Below are 15,417 nucleotides of genomic sequence, written 5' to 3'. Positions count from 1 at the left end.
GCGGCGGTGTCGCGCCCCACACTTCCGCTGGACGAATCCGGGGGCGATGACGCACCATTGGCACTCGAAGACGTCGAGTGCCAACCGGCCGTGCCAGATCCGGAGGAGAACGTGCCCACGTACCAGTACGCCTGCACCGCGTGCGGCCACCAGCTCGAGGCGGTGCAGTCCTTCTCTGACGAGCCGCTGACCGAGTGCCCGGCGTGTGAGGGGCAGCTGCGCAAGCTCTTCAACTCGGTCGGCATCGTGTTCAAGGGCTCGGGCTTCTACCGCACGGACTCCCGCACCTCGGGCAGCGACACCGGCAGCAGCGGCGCCGCCCAGCCGGCGAAGTCCGACTCGTCCTCCTCCGGTGGCGACTCCGGCTCGTCGAGCGGTTCGACCGCCGCGTCGTCCTCGTCGTCCTCGTCCTCGTCGTCGTCCAGCTCGAACGGCTCCGGCGGCGGCGCGAGCAAGACCCCGGCCGCCAGCACCGCCAGCGCCTCCTGACGCACGCCACATCCCGTCCCGGGGCCGGCCCCGCCCGCCCCGGGCACGTCCTGCTGCGCAGGTCATCGGCGTAGAGCCACGGCCCCCGCCTCCTGGCTCGCCGCCTCGGGATCCCTGGTCGACCCGCGGCGGCGTCCGGATCGCCTGTGTCGCCCGCGGGCGCGACGGGGTGGCCGCGCGGTCGCCGGCAGGCGGTTGTCCACAGGGTCGCCCGCGTAATCCACAGGACCGGGGGACGTTGTCCACAGGCCGCCGGGGTTTCTCCACAGGCACGGAAGCGGGCCCGGGGGCCTGCGGGTCGCGCGGAAGCGGCCCGGAACACCGGCGGGTTCGCGGAGGCGGCCCGGAATGCCGGCGGGTTCGCGGAAGCGGCCCGGAATGCCGGCGGGTTCGCGGAAGCGGCCCGGAATACCGGCGGGTTCGCGGAAGCGGCCCGGGATGCCGGCGGGTCGCCTGGCAGCCGGTTCAGTCCCAGTGCGGCGGGCGCTCCGCGAGCAGCCAGTCGTCGTTGCCGCCGGAACGCTCGCCCCAGCCCCGGTCGGTGTCGTCGGCGGTCTGCTCGGGCAGCACCACGAAGTCGTCGCTCAGGTCGACCGTACGGTCGTCGTCGCCGCGTACCGCCGGCGTCGGAGGAAACTCGGTGCTCACGAGCGGCAAGACTAGCGCAGCCGCGACCGGGTCACCGAGTCGAACCAGGTCCGCCACGTTGCCCCGGCGACACGGCTGACCGGGGGCATCCGGCCACGGCTCGCCAGGCTGCCCGGCCACGGCTGACCGGGGTGTCCGGCGCCGACCCGCCGGTGGGCCGGCCGCGTCCGGCCGGTCACCGGGCCGGAGCGTTGGTAGCGTCGGACGGCGTGACGACCCCCACCTCCGGCAGCGCCCCCGACGAGTACTGGCGGCGGCCCGACACCGCGCCGGAGCAGTCCGGGATCCGGGCCACGCCGACACCGGCGCCCGGGGGCGGCTACGTGGGCCCGCCCACCACCACCCCGCCCCCGGCCGGATGGCGACCGCCGGTGCACCTGCGACCGCCACCGCCCCGGCGGCTGCCCCCGCAGGACATGGCCGGGCTCGACATGGCGGAACAGCGGGCGCAGCGACTCACGTACGGCGTCGGCGCGCTGGCCGGCGCGGTGCTGGTCATCCTGATCTGCCTGCTCTGCTCACGCCTGATCTTCTGACCACCCCAACTCCCCTAGCGCGATCTTGCGGTTGCCGCCCTGGCGAAGCGCGCGAACGGGGCCAGGGGTGGGTGTCAGAGGGTGTTGCCCCAGACCGCCTCGGCGCCGGAGTGGCCGGTCAGATAGGTGTAGACCAGGCTCACGACGCCGAGCGCGACCACCACGACCGACAGCACCGGCGTGAGCCAGGACGGCAGCCTCGGCACGCGCGGGTGCCCGCTCGTCACCACGAGCAGCAGCAGCGACGCCACGGCCAGCGGCAGGACGTACCAGAACAGGAGGTCGCCGTAGCGGGAGTGCTCGAGGATCTGGTCCACGATCGGGCCCTGCATGCCCCGGGCCAGGAACGCGTCGTTCAGCTCCTCGCCGGACTCGACCGCGACGAAGGCCGTCACCGGCGCCGCCACGGCGAGGATCGCCACCGCCCAGTCCAGCCGGGGCCGGAACCGGGGCAGCGCCACGTACGCGGCGGAGAGCAGGGCCAGCAGCGGCACGAGCACGACGACCGCGTGCACCACCAGCACGTGGGCCGGCAGACCCAGGATCTCCTTGAACATCCACACCTCCGGCGTACGCGGTCGCGGGTTGCCAGCGTACGGTGCGCCGGCCGCCCCGCCCAGAACTCTCGATCCGCTACACGCGCCCCGTACCGGTCCGGTTCACCGCCCGGACGGGCAGGCCGGCTGTGGCCGGGGCCACCCTCTGCCGGAGGCCGGTTGTCGACCCGGTCACCGCGTGCTGTCATTGACAGATGTCCGGCGGGGAGGAGCTGCTCCGGTCGAGGGGCCTGCGGGTCACCCGGCCGCGCCTCGCCGTGCTCGACGTACTCGCTGCCGGCGGCCACCTCGAGGTGGACGAGATCACCCGACGGGTCCGCGAGCGCCTCGACTCCGTCTCCACCCAGGCCGTCTACGACGTGCTCGGCGCGCTGTCCCGGGCCGGGCTGTCCCGCCGGATCGAGCCGGCCGGCAGCCCCGCCCGCTACGAGGCGCGGGCCGGGGACAACCACCACCACGTGGTCTGCCGGGGCTGCGGCGAGATCGCCGACATCGACTGCGCGGTCGGCAGGGCCCCGTGCCTGGATCCGGACATCGCCCACGGTTTCGAGGTCGACGAGGCGGAAGTGACCTTCTGGGGCCTCTGCCCCACCTGCCAGGCCCGCCGCTCCGCCGACGACTGACCCGGCCGCGCCGGATCCGCCGCGCCGCCGACGCCTGACCGCCCCCGCAGGCCCTGGCTCTGCCGCTCCCCCGACAACCGACCGTCCCCGCCGACGACGGGACGGCCGACGGGCTGACGTCCGTTGCCCGGGGCGGAGGGTCGCGGGGCATGGCACGCTTGGTCGGTGGACTCCGATGACCTCGGTCTGTTCGGTCCGGGTTCGGTCACGTGGAAGGTGCACGAGGAGCCGATCCTGATCGTCGCCGGCCTGCGTTCGCTCTACCTCCAGGCACTGCATCCCCGCGCGATGGCCGGGGTCGCCCAGAACAGCGACTACCGCTCCGACGCCTGGGGTCGCCTGGTCCGCACCGCCACCTACGTGGCGACCACCATCTACGGCACCACAGCGGAGGCGGAGGCCGCCGGGCGGCGGGTACGCCGGCGGCACGCCCGCCTGCGGGCGACCGACCCGTCCACCGGGGAGGAGTTCCGCGTCGACGACCCCGACCTGCTGCGCTGGGTGCACGTCACCGAGATCGAGTCGTTCCTCGACACGGCCCGCCGGGCGGGGCTGCCGCTGACCGCCGACGAGGTCGACGGCTACTACACCGAGCAGCGGCGCGCCGCCGCGCTGGTGGGCCTCGACCCGCAGACGGTCCCCGGCACCGCCGCCGAGGTGGCCGACTACTACCGGCGGATCCGCCCGGAGCTGCGGATCACCCGCGAGGCGGCCGAGACGGCGCTCTTCCTCACCGCCCCGCCGATCCCGTGGAAGCTCAGCCTGCCCGCCCGGATCGGGCTCAACCTGGGGCCGGCCCGCTGGGCGTACTTCGGCATCGCCGGCACCGCGTTCGCGCTGCTGCCGGCCTGGGCCCGGCGGCTGTACGGCGGCCTGGGCCTGCCGACCACCGCGCTCTCGGCCGACCTGACGGTGCGGGCGCTGCGGCTGACCCTCGCCGCCGTGCCCCGCCGCTGGCTGGAGGGGCCGTTGCAGCAGGCCGCGAAGGAACGCGCCGCCCGCCTCGCCCGCACCCCCGCCTGAGCCGGTCAGTCGCGGCCGGGCAGCCGGTCGGCGGGCTGCTCGACGGCCGCCCACGGCTCCTTGCCGGGCGTCTGCGCCCCCGCCGGGCAGGTGCGCCGGTAGTCGCACCAGCCGCAGCGGGGACCCGGCGTGGTGGGGAAGGCGTCGTCGGGGTCGTCCCCGTCGGCGACCGCCCGCTCGGCGGCCATGATGTCGCGCGCGGTCTCCTCGGCCCGGGTGAGCTGTCGGGCCAGCGACTCGACAGTGTGCTCGTGCGCCGCGACCGTGCCGGTGGGCAGGTGGTGCAGCTCCACCCGGCGGCACGGACGGCGGAACACCCGCTCGGCGGCGTACGCGTAGAGCGCCAGGGCCTGCGAGCCGCGCGCGTCGTCGGCGTCCAGCCCGGTGCGGCCCGTCTTGTAGTCGACGATGACCAGCTCGGGGCCCTCGGGCCCGGGGCGGGAGTCGATCCGGTCGGCCCGGCCGTTGAAGGCCAGCACGCCGGTCTTGACCGCCACCACCCGCTCCACGCCGAGCGGGTCGACCCCCGGCTCCAGGGTCTCGACGTAGGACTCCAGCCAGCCCAGCGCCCGCCGGTAGGCCGCCCGCTCCTGCTCCTCGTCGCGGTAGCCCTCGCGCACCCAGGTGCCCTTGAGCAGCGTGGCGAGCGCCTCGGGCCGGCGCCGCTCGGGGCTGAGGGCGTACCAGTTCTTCAGGGCCGTGTGCACGCTCGCGCCGAGGGAGTTGTGCGCCCACGGCGGGCCCTTGGGCGGGGCCGGACGGTCGACGTAGGAGTAGCGGTAGCGCCGGGGGCAGTCCGCGTAGGCGCCGAGCTTGCTGGGGGTGCAGACGAAGAGCCGTTCCGGCATGCCCTCGAAGCCGAGCTGCTCGGGCTGGTCGCCCCGGGGGCGGGGCGCCCGGCCCGGGGCGGAGGACCGTCCGGCTGAAGAGGCTCGTCGCACACCTGGATCCTGCCATCCGGCCCCGACAAACCCGGGCGGCGGTCAGGCCATGTTGGCGTACTGGGTCACGAAGGCGGCCACCGCGTCCGCGATGAGCTGCACCGCGATCGCCGCGAGCAGCAGGCCGGCGATCCGGGTCAGCACTTCGATCCCGCCCGGGCGCAGGATCTTGACGATCCCACCGGAGAACCGGAGCACCACCCAGACCGCGACCATCACCGCGACGATCGCGGCGGCGATGGCGGTGTAGTCCGACCCGCCGTCGGCCTCCTTGACGAAGAGCATGGTGGCGACGATGGCGCCGGGACCCGCCAGCAGCGGCGTGCCCAGCGGCACCAGCGCGATGTTCGAGGTGACCTGCTGGCTCGGGTCGTCGGCCTTGCCGGTCAGCAGCTCCAACGCCACCAGGATGAGCAGCAGCCCGCCGGCGGCCTGCAACGCCGGCAGGTCGACGTGCAGGTAGTCGAGCAGCGTCTGGCCGGCCACCGCGAAGATGACGATCACGCCGAGCGCCAGGGCGACGGCCTGCCAGGCCGCCCGGTTGCGGTCCCGGGCCGTGAGCGGGCCGGTCAGCGCCAGGAAGATGGGCATCATGCCCGGCGGGTCGACGATCACCAGCAGGGTCACGAAGACCTCACCGAACAGCTTGGCATCCACGTGATCAACGTAGCCGCGCCGGCGGGGACTGAAACGCGGATCAGCCGGAAGCGATCCCGGTCACCCCGCTCGCTTCGGCGAGGATCCGTTCGTACGCCTCCGGGTCGGTGGTGAACGCGCCGAGCCGGACGGTCTTGTGCGTGCCGTGGAAGTCCGACGAGCCGGTCACCAGCAGGCCCAGCTCGCCGGCGAGGGCGCGGACGTGCGCCCGCTCGGCCGGGGAGTGGTCCTCGTGGTCGGCCTCCAGCCCCGCCAGGCCCACCGCGACCAGGTCGGCGATCAGCGCGTCCGGCACGATCCGTCCCCGCCGCGTCGCCCGGGGGTGGGCGAAGACCGGCACGCCGCCCGCCGCGCGGACGAGCCGGACCGCGTGGAAGACGTCGATGTCCTCCTTCGGCAGCCGGTAGCGCTCGCCCAGCCAGTCCGGCCCGAACGCTTCCGTGGTGGTGGCCACCAGGCCGGCCCGGATCAGCGCCTGGGCGATGTGCGGCCGGCCCACCGAGCCGCCCGCCGCGCCGGCCAGGATCTCCGGCCAGTTCACATCGATCCCGTCGGCCCGCAGCAGCGCCACGATCCGCTCGCCCCGCTCCTCCCGCGCGGCTCGCACCCGGGCCAGCTCGGCGACCAGCTCCGGGGCGTCCGGATCGAAGAGGTACGCCAGCAGGTGCAGCGGCACCGCCGGCTCCTCGCCGTACCAGCGGCAGGAGATCTCCGCCCCACGGACGAGGCTGAGCCCGGCCGGCAGCGCCCGCAGCGCGGGCTCCCAGCCGGCGGTGGTGTCGTGGTCGGTGATCGCCACGACGTCCAGCCCCGACTCCGCCGCCGCCCGTACCAGCTCGGCGGGGCTGAGCGTGCCGTCGCTGGCGGTGGAGTGGGTGTGCAGGTCGATCCGCGGGCGCGCGCTCACCGCCCCGACGCTACCGGCCACCGCCGACGCCCGGCGCGCGGGCGGGTCAGGAACCGGCGCGGCCGACCGGGATCGGGCGCTGCCCGTCGCCCAGGCCGCTGACCGGGGCGCCCGACGACTCCTCGCCCGCGAGCACCCGGCTCACGTCGACGCGCACCAGGCCGGCGCGGGCGTCGGAGTAGTACGCCGTCCCCTCGGGCGTCCACGCCACCGGCCCGTGCACGGGCGGCCCGGCCGGTCGGACCGCCCGGGTGGCGCCCAGCCGGTCCAGGTCGACCAGCAGCGCCCGGTCCTCGCCGCCCACCCGCCCGTTGACCAGCAGCCACCGGCCGTCGGCCGAGACGCCGCCGCGCCCGTCGTCGCCCAGGGTGGGCCCGCAGCCGGTTTGGGCGGGCGCGAGGTCCCGGGTCGGGTCGAGCAGGGCGAGACAGAGCCGGCGCGGCGTGCCCGCGGACACCTGCGCGACCACCACGCCGTCGGGGCGGGTGCCGTAGACCCGCAGGGTCGCACGGTCGCCCCCGCTCTTCAGCGGGCCCTGCGCCGGGCGCCACAGGGTGTGGCCGGGCCGGTCCGCGTCGAGGCGCACCAGGACGGCGTCGCCGGCGAAGCCGACCGGCACCGCCCCGGCCGGCACCGGCGTGCGGGCGGCGGCGACGACCTGGATGCCGACGATCCCCGCGGCGACCAGCTCGCCGCCCTCCCGCCAGGCGACCTGACGCCCGTCGCGGCTGAGCGCGATGTCCCGCGCCCCGGCCAGGAGCAGGTGCACCGCGCCGTGCGGCTGCACCACCCACAGCGCCTGACCGGCCGCCGTCGGGGTGCCGACCACGGCCCAGCCGGTGCCGTCCGGCAGCCGCTGGGCGCGCTCGGCCGGACCCACGTCGGGCAGCGTCAGCCGCTGCCCGCTCGTGGTGGCGAGCACCGCGCCGAGGATCAGGTCCACCTCGCCCCGGCCCGCGCCCTGCGCCGGGTCGGTCGGTGGGGCGACCGGCAGCGTCGGGGTCAGGTTCGGCAGGGGCGAGGCGTACGGGTCGCCGAGCACGACGGTGGGATGGGTGGGCCGGCCGGGCTGCTGCCCCAGCTGGGCGATCCCGGTGCTGATTCCCACGGCGGTGACCGCGGCCAGCGCCAGCCCGGCCACGGTGCGCCGGCGCCGGGCCCGGTCGGCCCGGCGGATCGCCAGGCCCGCCGGGTCGGCGGCGAGCGGGTGGGCGACGGCGACCCGGCGGGCGAACGTCTCCCGCACCGCCTGCTCCAGCTCGTCCTCGGTCACGCCGTATGGACGCCTCGGGCCGCCGGTCCGGTTGTCAGCAGGGCCCGCCGGGCGGCTCACCGCCGCTCTCCGGCACCGGTGCCGGCCGGTACGACCGGCAGGCCTCGCGCCTCGTCGTGGTCGGCCTCCGCCGGGCCGGCCGGGGTTCCCGGGGCAGATCCTTCCCCACGGCCCGGCCGCGCCGCCGGCGACGACACGGGAACGGGCTCCGCCGCCGGCTCGCCGACGGGCGGCGTGAGCCCGGCGTCCGGCCTCGGCAGCCCGGCGTCGGAGGCGGGCAGCCCGGGCGCGGGTGCGCCGTCCGGTGCGTCGACGCGCGGCGGGGCGTTGGTCGCCGCGACCACGGCCGCCGCGTCCGCGCCCACCACCATCCTCGGCGCGCCGTACGCCGGCGACCGTCCGGCATCGGCGGGCGCCGGTGCCGGCCGGCCGGCCGGAGCGCGCCGGGGCCGGGGCGGGGTGGGTGCCGCCCCGCTCGGCAGGTCGAGGGCGGCCTCGGCGCCCATCCGGCGGCGCAGCGTGCCCAGGGCACGCGAGGTCTGGCTCTTGACGGTGCCCGGGGAGATGTTGAGCAGGGCGGCGGTCTGCGCCTCGGACATGTCCTCGTAGTAGCGCAGCACGAGCACCGCCCGCTGCCGGGTGGGCAGCGCGCTCAGGTGGCGCCAGAGCAGGTCGCGGTCGAGCTGATGCTCGATCTCGTCGACCGCGACGCGCTCCGGCAGCACCTCGGTGGGGCGTTCACCGTGCCAGCGCCGGCGCCACCAACTCGTCGAGGTGTTGACCATGACCCGGCGGGCGTACGGCTCGATCGCCTCGATCCCGCCGAGCCGCTTCCAGGCCAGGTAGGTCTTCGTCAACGCGGTCTGCAGCAGGTCCTCCGCGGTCGCCCAGTCCCCGCTGAGCAGGTACGCGGTGCGCAGCAGGGCGCCGGAGCGGGCCGCGACGAAGTCGCGGAACTCCTCCTCCAAAGGATCCCTGCTCGCCATCAGCCACCTCCGCGCCCCGTCTCCCTGGCAGGTTGCCATGGCCGGGCAGGTCGGGTCGACGGCGAATGGTGCGCAGTTCCTCCGATGTTCGGACGAAAAGTTTCACGCCCCGTCGTCGGCCTTGGCCTCGTCGGCCTCCTTGCCCAGCCGCGCCTCGACCGCCTGCGGCTCGTACATCTCTTCGACGACGCGCAGGTAGAGCTCGTTCGGGTTGGGCAGATTCTTGATCTCGCGGAGCGCCTGCTCCTGACCGGCGGACTCCAGCACGAACGTGCCGTAGTTGAGCGCCCGGCCGGCCGGGGTCTGCTCGTATTTCATGTCGGTGACCCGGGTCAACGGCATCATCGCGACCTTCCGGGTGATGATTCCGTTGACCACCATCACCCGCTTGTTGGTCAGGATGAAGCGGTCGTACCACCAGTCGGCGACCTTCCAGGCCACCCAGCCCATGACGGCGAACCAGAGCAGCACGGCGATCGTGGTGAGGGCGCCGACGTCCTGCCCGGCGAGGAAGCCGGAGAGGTAGCCGAGGACGAAGGTCGCGGCGATGCCGACGAGCAGCGGGGTGGTGAGGTGGACCCAGTGCCGCTTCCACTCGCCCCGGTAGCGCTCGGTGGGGAAGAGGTAGCGGGCGACCAGCGAGCTGGGCTCGTCCTCCAACGGCAGGACCCGGCGTGGGGCCGCGCCGGCGGCGTCGGCCCGCAGGCCGGCCAGCTCGTCCTCCGAGATCTGCGGCGGCTGGTAGCCGGCCTCGGGGTCACGGATCCAAGCCCGGCCCGACCGGCCTTCCCCGCCGTACGGGCCGTCACCGTAGCCGACGTCGTCCGAAAAGGAGGGGCCGTCGCCGAGACCCGGGCCGGTGCCGTAGGCCGGCCCGTCGTCGGGCCCGAGCCGGGGGATCGGCTCCGTGTCTCGCTCCCGGCGCTCCCTGTCGGGGTCGTCGGGGTCGAAGGGTGGACCGGAGGGGTTACCCATCGGCGGCTAGGCGACGAGGCTGGTGAAGAAGTCGCCGAAGCCCTGTGCGATGTCCATGATGCCGCCGCCCAGGGACTTGAACACGTCCGCGGCGGAATTTGGCCGGTAGGCGACGAAGAAGATCAAGAATGCGATTCCGGCCCAGGTGAGGACCTTCTTGACCATGGCGGGCCATCCTCTCGCGCGGCGCCGGGTCCCATTACCGCAGCGGCACCCAGAGTATCAGTGTGGTGTCGTACAGTGAATATCTGCGTCCGTTCTCCGTCATTCCGGGAGCCCTGTCAAGCCCTGGAGCTTGTCAGGCCTTCCCGTGCAGATACGGAGATGGTGCGCCGTACACGAGTTCGGGCGGTGTCCACTCGGTCAGGTCGTGCAGCACGACGTCTTCCGCGAGCAGGTGACCCGCACTCGCCGGCCAGGCTATCGCATGGAGCCACAAACCCCGAGCCTCGCCGGCGTACGCGCTTCGATCCGTAGGCGAGTTCACAAGCCACAGTGGAGTCGGGTGGCCGGCCACCTTGATCCTGGCCTGCCCGACGTGCTCCGGGTGGCCGGGCCCGGGGCCGGTCAACGCCTCGGCCAGTTCCGGTCCCGGGTCCGGGCCGGCCATCCCGGCGAACCGGGTGCCCAGGCCGACGCCCGGCTCCTCGGCCACGAAGACCAGGTCGGCGGGGCCCTCGCCGAGCGGCGCGGGTCCGGCGCAGGCGACCGCCGTGGCGCGCACGCCCGTCCGGTCGTCCCCGGCGTACGCCACCCCGGTCATGGTCCAGCCCGGCGGCAGCGGCCACGGGCACCAGAGCGGCGTCGCCGGCCGGCGCGGCAGGTCGGCGGCGGCGGTGATGCGGTCCACCACGCTGGCGACGATCTCCGCGCCGATGTGCTCGGGCACGTGCAGCGGGGGGACGGGCCCGCAGTCCAGGCAGCGCGATTCGGTGTGCATCAGGTCCGGCGCCCGCACGGGCCCGCCACATCTCGGACAACTCACCGCGACACTCACCTTCCCACCGTCACCCCGCGCCGCCGCCCCGTCAAGCGGAGCGCCGGTTTCGGTGCCGCCGGCCGGTGCCGGGAACGACCCGCTCAGGCGGGCGGCGGGCCGGCGTGCGCGCGGATCCAGGCGTGCATCGCGATGCCGCTGGCCACGCCAGCGTTGATCGACCGGGTGGAGCCGTACTGTGCGATGGAGAAGAGCTGGTCGCAGGCGGTGCGGGCCGGGTCGGACAGGCCCGGTCCCTCCTGCCCGAAGAGCAGCACGCAGCGCCGCGGCAGGGTGGTGGTCTCCAGCGGGCGCGACCCGGGCAGGTTGTCGATGCCGACGACCGGCAACTCCCGCGCGGCCGCCCAGGCGACGAACTCCTCGATGGTCTCGTGGTGCCGCACGTGCTGGTAGCGGTCGGTCACCATCGCGCCGCGCCGGTTCCACCGGCGGCGGCCGACGATGTGCACCTCGGCGGCGAGGAAGGCGTTGGCGTTGCGGACGACCGTGCCGATGTTGAAGTCGTGCTGCCAGTTCTCGATCGCCACGTGGAAGTCGTGCCGGCGCCGGTCCAGGTCGGCCACCACGGCCTCGCGCCGCCAGTAGCGGTACCGGTCGACCACGTTGCGCCGGTCGCCCTCGGCGAGCAGCTCGGGGTCGTACCGCGGGTCGTCCGGCGGGTCCCCCGCCCACGGTCCCACGCCGACGTCGAGCTGGTCTCCGGTCACGGTCACGCAGGGTACGGCCCCCGAGCCCCGCCCCCGGCGGCGGCCCGGTCCGGCAGCGGCGGGCCGCCGGGCGCGGGGGCGGCCGGCAGCGGCCGGATCGGCGGTTCGCCGGGCGCGGGACGCCGACGGGGCCGGCCGGCGGCGGATCAGCCCAGCCCCAGCGCGCCGCCGAGCCGGTCGAGGAAGCGGCGGTCGGCGGGCGCCGGGGGCAGCGCCTCGGCCCCGGGCGTCGCCGCCCGGCAGACCCGGGCCGCCACGGACTGCACCCACTGCCGGTACGCCGCCGAGTCGGCGGGATCGGCCCGCCGCAGCACCCGGGTCGCCGCGCGGCAGGCGGCCAGCAGGTCCACCAGGTCGGCGAGCCGGTCGACCGACGGGGCGGCCCCGTCGTGGCGGGCGTAGATGGCGGCGACCACCGCGCGGACGAGATCGCTGTCGAAGGCCCGACCCGCCGCGACCGCGTCCAGGCCGGCGAGCCCGGCGGAGACCCCCCGGCGGGGCCGGCCGGGGCCGGGCGCGGCGGCGGCCACGATCACCCGGCCGGGCAGGCTGGTCAGCAGATCCCACTCGGCGGCGGAGTAGACGGCGGTGGTCAGCGGTGCGGCGCGGCGGCCGGCAGAGGGCGGCTCTCCGGCGACGGAGTGGCTCATGGGGACCTCCGGCGCCAGCATATGCCCCGGAAGGGGAAAAGGGCCCCTTCCACACGAACCTGGCGGGAAGGGGCCGTCGACGTCAGCGCGGCTCGGGGAAGCTCGGCCGCTCCGGGTCCACGCCCTCGGGCACGGTCGTGGCCGCGTACTCCTTCTTGGGGACCATCACCCGGCGGCGGAAGACGCAGACCATGGTGCCGTCCTGGTTGTAACCCCGGGTCTCCACCGAGACCACGCCCCGATCGGGCTTGGAGGACGACTCGCGCTTGTCCAGCACCGTGGTCTCGCCGTAGATCGTGTCGCCGTGGAAGGTCGGCGCCACGTGCCGCAGCGACTCGACCTCGAGGTTCGCGATGGCCTTGCCGCTGACGTCGGGCACCGACATGCCCAGCAGCAGGGAGTAGATGTAGTTGCCGACCACCACGTTGCGCTTGAACTGGCTCGCGGACTCGGCGTAGTGCGCGTCCATGTGCAGCGGGTGGTGGTTCATGGTGAGCAGGCAGAAGAGGTGGTCGTCGTACTCGGTGACCGTCTTGCCGGGCCAGTGCCGGTAGACCGCGCCGACCTCGAACTCCTCGTAGTAGCGGCCGAACTGCATCCTTGTCCCCTTCGACGGGCGGCGATGGAGTTCGGCACAGCATGCCTTATGGAGTGTTAAGGCGACGGGTGGGGCGCGGGCCGTGCGGAAATGTCACACCGGCGCTACCGAGGGGAGACGCAATGAGCGGCGGGGCCCTCCCCGGCACCCGCCGCCCACGCTCTGATGCGGAAGATTCTGCCGTACGACAACGAGGACCGAACAGAGACAGAGGTCACATTTATCTTTTTGTAACACTACTCTGTGTCATCACATCGGGAGCCTTCGGCGATCTCCGCACACCGGATAGCCGCTTGTCAACCGCCAGATTGCTGAATTGCGCCGATCCGTTGAGGCGATCTTTATGGAAGCGCTCCCATCACCGCTGGTCACGCAAATGCGTTGTGCACTTGCGATCAGCACCCCGAGGCAAAGCCAACTCCGTCGATGGGAGCGGGACCACCCCCACGGGCCGTGAGCGCGCGTTTCGGCGCGCAACTGCCGGGAATTCCACGCGGTACGCCCTGGTTCCACCAGACGTAGCTATTCCGCGCCGATCGGAGACTTTCATGGCAACCGTAGAGCTGACCACGGCAAACTTCGACGAGGTGGCCGGCAGCGACGGCATCGTGCTCGTCGACTTCTGGGCCGAGTGGTGCGGCCCGTGCAAGCGGTTCGCCCCGGTCTACGAGCGTTCCTCGGAGAAGCACCCCGACATCGTCTTCGGCAAGGTCGACACCGAGGCGCAGCAGGAGCTGGGTGCCAAGTTCGACATCCGCTCCATCCCGACCATCATGGCGATCCGCGACGGCGTCATCGTCTTCGCCCAGCCGGGCGCCCTCCCCGAGTCCGCCCTGGAGAACCTGATCGAGCAGGTCCAGGCACTCGACATGGACGACGTCCGGCAGAAGCTGGCCGGTCACCAGCACTGAGCCGACCCGCTCCACGACGGCCGGGCCCCCCACGGGCCCGGCCGTCGTCGCGTCCGCGACCCCGTCCGCCCGGCGGCGACAAGTGGCCGTCGGAGGGACCCGGAGCGGGCGGTACATCCCGTATCGTCACGACCCGATGGAGACCTTGACCAGCCGTGGACGCGCGATCCGGCTCGCCGCCACCGCCCTCGGCCTGGCCGTCCTGCTCGCCGGCACCGTCTGGGGCACCGACGACCACTTCCCGTTCGGCCCGTTCCGGATGTACTCGACCTCCAACCCGCCGAACTCCCCCGCCCCGGACACCCGGATCGAGGGCGTCGACAGCACCGGCGCGGTCGTCGACCTGGGCGAGCGCGCGACCGGCATCCGCCGGGCCGAGATCGAGGGCCAGCAGGACCGCTACGCCGCCGACCCCGAACTGCTCACCGAGGTCGCCGACGCGTACGCCGAACGCCACCCCGACGCGGCCGAGCTGGTGGAGGTCCGCATCGTGATCCGCTGGCACGGCATCCGCGACGGCCGGCCCACCGGCCGCTGGACCGACGAGACGGTGGTCTCCTGGAAGGCGCACCCATGAGCCGCTGGTTGACCGAGCCGGTGCCCCGCGGCCGGGTGGCCGCCTTCCGGACGCTGATCTACCTCTTCGTCGCCGCCGACCTGGTCGTGTTCACCCCGTGGATCCGCACCCGGGTCGCCGTGCCCGGGGAGCTCTACCAGCCGCTGTTCGTGGGGCGGGTGCTGCCGCTGCCCACGCCCACCCCGGCACTGGTCGCCGTGATCTTCTGGGCCCTGCTGCTGCTCGCCCTGCTCGCCGCGACCGGCCGGGCGCCCCGGCTGCTCGGCTGGGCCGTCTTCGCGCTCTACTTCGAGTGGATGATCGTCGCGATGAGCTACGGCAAGGTCGACCACGACCGGTTCGGCCTGCTCGTCGCGCTGGCCGTGCTGCCCACCGCCGGCCGGGCCCGGCACGGCGACGCCACCCGCACCGAGGCCGGCGGCTGGGCCCTGCGGGTCACCCAGATCGCCGTCATCTGCACCTACTTCCTGGCCGCCTGGGCCAAGCTGCGCTTCGGCGGGCTGGACTGGCTGACCGGCTCGGTGCTGGCCCGGGCGATCCTCCGGCGCGGCACCGAACTGGCCGACCTGATCGCCTCGGTGCCGTACCTGCTGATCGTGGCGCAGTTCGGCATCGTCGCGTTCGAGCTGCTCAGCCCGGTGGTCTTCCTGCTGCGGGAACGCTGGCGGCTGGCGACGGTCGGCTTCTTCTACTCGTTCCACCTGGTCACCGTCGCGACCATCACCATCTCGTTCGCCCCGCACCTGGCCGCGATGACCAGCTTCCTGCCGCTGGAACGGGTCCGGCCGGTCGTCTGGGCGCGCCGGCTGCTCACCCGCCGCGAGGGGAGCGGCGGACGGCCCGTCGACACGGGCGGCCCCGCGCCGTCACTCGCCGGTCAGGCGTCCGCCGCCGGCCGACCGGACGGGCCGTAGAGGCGCTCCCGCGCCTCCTGGGGCAGCGCGCAGGCGGCCGTTCCGCCCGGAAGCCGGTGCCGGTTGCGGGCGACCCAGCGGTACGCGGGCCAGGCGGCGGCGCGTACCGGCGGGAACCGGAGGCCGGTGCCGGCCATCCGCCAGAGCGGGCCACTGTCGCCGAGCAGCTTCGCGATCGCGTCAGGGCCGGCCGCGCGGGAGCCGTCCGCGCCGACCCACTGCACCGCCTCCTCGCACTCCGCCTCGGTCAGGCCGAGCGCGTCGAGGTCGGCGAACTGCCACGGCACCACGCGCACACCGGTGGGGATCCGCCGGTCGATGAACTCGGCGCACCGGGTGCAGAACGCGCAGTCCCCGTCGTAGACGAACGTCGACCTCTCCATGCCTCCATCCTGCACCCGCCGGCTACAGACCGAACGCCGAGGTGGGCGGGAACACGGCGGGTCGC

At 74.3% G+C, this 15,417-nt stretch carries 21 protein-coding genes and 1 pseudogene; 7 read left to right on the top strand and 15 right to left on the bottom strand.

Features of this window, described 5'->3' with window-relative positions; all coding sequences use genetic code 11:
- Positions 1–6 precede the first annotated feature (6 nt).
- Positions 7–252, top strand: a pseudogene (locus tag ABZ793_RS15350) (FmdB family zinc ribbon protein); the annotation flags it as partial.
- A gap of 14 nt (positions 253–266) precedes the next feature.
- On the opposite strand, the gene ABZ793_RS15345 reads toward ABZ793_RS15350, so the two are convergent.
- Both ABZ793_RS15345 and ABZ793_RS15340 read right to left on the bottom strand, forming a co-directional pair.
- On the bottom strand, positions 267–494 hold the full coding sequence (locus ABZ793_RS15345) for a hypothetical protein (protein WP_357457358.1): 228 nt from the start codon (positions 492–494) through the stop codon (positions 267–269).
- A 460-nt stretch (positions 495–954) separates the two neighbouring features.
- Positions 955–1,137 (bottom strand): hypothetical protein, encoded by a 183-nt coding sequence (locus tag ABZ793_RS15340; protein ID WP_350701446.1) that lies wholly within the window; start codon positions 1,135–1,137, stop codon positions 955–957.
- Positions 1,138–1,346: 209 nt separating this feature from the next.
- Here ABZ793_RS15340 and ABZ793_RS15335 point away from each other — a divergent pair, with 209 nt between their 5' ends.
- Complete coding sequence (locus tag ABZ793_RS15335; protein ID WP_357457196.1) at positions 1,347–1,673, top strand: hypothetical protein; 327 nt, start codon at positions 1,347–1,349, stop codon at positions 1,671–1,673.
- A 74-nt stretch (positions 1,674–1,747) separates the two neighbouring features.
- On the opposite strand, the gene ABZ793_RS15330 is transcribed toward ABZ793_RS15335, so the two are convergent.
- Entirely contained in the window at positions 1,748–2,230 is a 483-nt protein-coding gene (locus tag ABZ793_RS15330) for a DUF2231 domain-containing protein (protein WP_357457194.1), read from the bottom strand.
- 194 nt (positions 2,231–2,424) lie between these two features.
- On the opposite strand from ABZ793_RS15330, the gene ABZ793_RS15325 reads away from it, so the two are divergent.
- Positions 2,425–2,853, top strand: coding sequence for a Fur family transcriptional regulator (locus tag ABZ793_RS15325; protein WP_350701451.1), 429 nt, complete (start codon positions 2,425–2,427; stop codon positions 2,851–2,853).
- 165 nt (positions 2,854–3,018) lie between these two features.
- Positions 3,019–3,876, top strand: coding sequence for an oxygenase MpaB family protein (locus ABZ793_RS15320; RefSeq protein WP_357457191.1), 858 nt, complete (start codon positions 3,019–3,021; stop codon positions 3,874–3,876).
- A gap of 5 nt (positions 3,877–3,881) precedes the next feature.
- On the opposite strand, the gene ABZ793_RS15315 is transcribed toward ABZ793_RS15320, so the two are convergent.
- From ABZ793_RS15315 to ABZ793_RS15265, 11 genes are all read right to left on the bottom strand, one after another.
- Positions 3,882–4,817: a PD-(D/E)XK nuclease family protein gene (locus ABZ793_RS15315; RefSeq protein WP_357457189.1), complete on the bottom strand. Its 936-nt coding sequence runs from the start codon at positions 4,815–4,817 to the stop codon at positions 3,882–3,884.
- 42 nt (positions 4,818–4,859) lie between these two features.
- Positions 4,860–5,474 (bottom strand): MarC family protein, encoded by a 615-nt coding sequence (locus ABZ793_RS15310; protein ID WP_357457187.1) that lies wholly within the window; start codon positions 5,472–5,474, stop codon positions 4,860–4,862.
- A 40-nt stretch (positions 5,475–5,514) separates the two neighbouring features.
- The gene (locus ABZ793_RS15305) at positions 5,515–6,381 is read right to left on the bottom strand and encodes a PHP domain-containing protein (RefSeq protein ID WP_357457185.1); all 867 of its coding nucleotides are present in this window, start codon (positions 6,379–6,381) and stop codon (positions 5,515–5,517) included.
- 46 nt (positions 6,382–6,427) lie between these two features.
- Positions 6,428–7,654, bottom strand: coding sequence for a hypothetical protein (locus ABZ793_RS15300; protein ID WP_357457183.1), 1,227 nt, complete (start codon positions 7,652–7,654; stop codon positions 6,428–6,430).
- A 56-nt stretch (positions 7,655–7,710) separates the two neighbouring features.
- Entirely contained in the window at positions 7,711–8,640 is a 930-nt protein-coding gene (locus tag ABZ793_RS15295; RefSeq protein WP_357457181.1) for a SigE family RNA polymerase sigma factor, read from the bottom strand.
- A gap of 102 nt (positions 8,641–8,742) precedes the next feature.
- Complete coding sequence (locus tag ABZ793_RS15290; protein ID WP_357457178.1) at positions 8,743–9,615, bottom strand: PH domain-containing protein; 873 nt, start codon at positions 9,613–9,615, stop codon at positions 8,743–8,745.
- 6 nt (positions 9,616–9,621) lie between these two features.
- On the bottom strand, positions 9,622–9,780 hold the full coding sequence (locus tag ABZ793_RS15285) for a hypothetical protein (protein ID WP_007455302.1): 159 nt from the start codon (positions 9,778–9,780) through the stop codon (positions 9,622–9,624).
- Positions 9,781–9,913: 133 nt separating this feature from the next.
- On the bottom strand, positions 9,914–10,600 hold the full coding sequence (locus ABZ793_RS15280; protein WP_357457176.1) for a TFIIB-type zinc ribbon-containing protein: 687 nt from the start codon (positions 10,598–10,600) through the stop codon (positions 9,914–9,916).
- Positions 10,601–10,695: 95 nt separating this feature from the next.
- Positions 10,696–11,319, bottom strand: a complete 624-nt coding sequence (locus ABZ793_RS15275; protein WP_357457174.1) for an RNA methyltransferase — start codon at positions 11,317–11,319, stop codon at positions 10,696–10,698.
- A gap of 146 nt (positions 11,320–11,465) precedes the next feature.
- On the bottom strand, positions 11,466–11,990 hold the full coding sequence (locus ABZ793_RS15270; protein WP_357457172.1) for a hypothetical protein: 525 nt from the start codon (positions 11,988–11,990) through the stop codon (positions 11,466–11,468).
- 61 nt (positions 11,991–12,051) lie between these two features.
- Complete coding sequence (locus ABZ793_RS15265) at positions 12,052–12,567, bottom strand: MaoC family dehydratase (RefSeq protein ID WP_091098336.1); 516 nt, start codon at positions 12,565–12,567, stop codon at positions 12,052–12,054.
- Positions 12,568–13,115: 548 nt separating this feature from the next.
- Between ABZ793_RS15265 and trxA the strand changes: the two genes are divergently transcribed.
- The 3 genes from trxA to ABZ793_RS15250 all read left to right on the top strand — a co-directional run bounded on the left by trxA (position 13,116) and on the right by ABZ793_RS15250 (position 14,969).
- On the top strand, positions 13,116–13,478 hold the full coding sequence (trxA, locus tag ABZ793_RS15260; protein ID WP_091098340.1) for a thioredoxin: 363 nt from the start codon (positions 13,116–13,118) through the stop codon (positions 13,476–13,478).
- Between the two features lie 136 nt (positions 13,479–13,614).
- Positions 13,615–14,055: a hypothetical protein gene (locus ABZ793_RS15255; protein WP_357457169.1), complete on the top strand. Its 441-nt coding sequence runs from the start codon at positions 13,615–13,617 to the stop codon at positions 14,053–14,055.
- Complete coding sequence (locus ABZ793_RS15250; protein ID WP_357457167.1) at positions 14,052–14,969, top strand: HTTM domain-containing protein; 918 nt, start codon at positions 14,052–14,054, stop codon at positions 14,967–14,969. The genes ABZ793_RS15255 and ABZ793_RS15250 overlap by 4 nt, the downstream gene beginning before the upstream one ends.
- Here the strand turns inward: ABZ793_RS15250 and ABZ793_RS15245 are convergent.
- A complete protein-coding gene (locus ABZ793_RS15245) occupies positions 14,933–15,352 on the bottom strand; it encodes a DUF393 domain-containing protein (protein WP_357457165.1) in 420 nt (139 codons plus the stop codon). The two genes, ABZ793_RS15250 and ABZ793_RS15245, sit on opposite strands and share 37 nt — an antisense overlap.
- Positions 15,353–15,417 lie beyond the last annotated feature (65 nt).

The sequence above is a fragment of the Micromonospora sp. NPDC047465 genome (assembly GCF_040643125.1).
In the GTDB taxonomy this organism is placed as follows: domain Bacteria; phylum Actinomycetota; class Actinomycetes; order Mycobacteriales; family Micromonosporaceae; genus Micromonospora.
This window is presented reverse-complemented; position numbering and strand designations above follow the sequence as displayed.

Excerpts from the sequence above, each read along its gene's own strand:
- ABZ793_RS15330 (WP_357457194.1), bottom strand. The coding sequence starts at position 2,230 with ATGTTCAAGGAGATCCTGGGTCTGCCGGCCCACGTGCTGGTGGTGCAC.
- ABZ793_RS15325 (WP_350701451.1), top strand. The coding sequence starts at position 2,425 with ATGTCCGGCGGGGAGGAGCTGCTCCGGTCGAGGGGCCTGCGGGTCACC.
- ABZ793_RS15295 (WP_357457181.1), bottom strand. The coding sequence starts at position 8,640 with ATGGCGAGCAGGGATCCTTTGGAGGAGGAGTTCCGCGACTTCGTCGCG.
- ABZ793_RS15290 (WP_357457178.1), bottom strand. The coding sequence starts at position 9,615 with ATGGGTAACCCCTCCGGTCCACCCTTCGACCCCGACGACCCCGACAGG.
- ABZ793_RS15285 (WP_007455302.1), bottom strand. The coding sequence starts at position 9,780 with ATGGTCAAGAAGGTCCTCACCTGGGCCGGAATCGCATTCTTGATCTTC.
- ABZ793_RS15270 (WP_357457172.1), bottom strand. The coding sequence starts at position 11,990 with ATGCTGGCGCCGGAGGTCCCCATGAGCCACTCCGTCGCCGGAGAGCCG.
- ABZ793_RS15265 (WP_091098336.1), bottom strand. The coding sequence starts at position 12,567 with ATGCAGTTCGGCCGCTACTACGAGGAGTTCGAGGTCGGCGCGGTCTAC.
- trxA (WP_091098340.1), top strand. The coding sequence starts at position 13,116 with ATGGCAACCGTAGAGCTGACCACGGCAAACTTCGACGAGGTGGCCGGC.
- ABZ793_RS15255 (WP_357457169.1), top strand. The coding sequence starts at position 13,615 with ATGGAGACCTTGACCAGCCGTGGACGCGCGATCCGGCTCGCCGCCACC.
- ABZ793_RS15250 (WP_357457167.1), top strand. The coding sequence starts at position 14,052 with ATGAGCCGCTGGTTGACCGAGCCGGTGCCCCGCGGCCGGGTGGCCGCC.
- ABZ793_RS15245 (WP_357457165.1), bottom strand. The coding sequence starts at position 15,352 with ATGGAGAGGTCGACGTTCGTCTACGACGGGGACTGCGCGTTCTGCACC.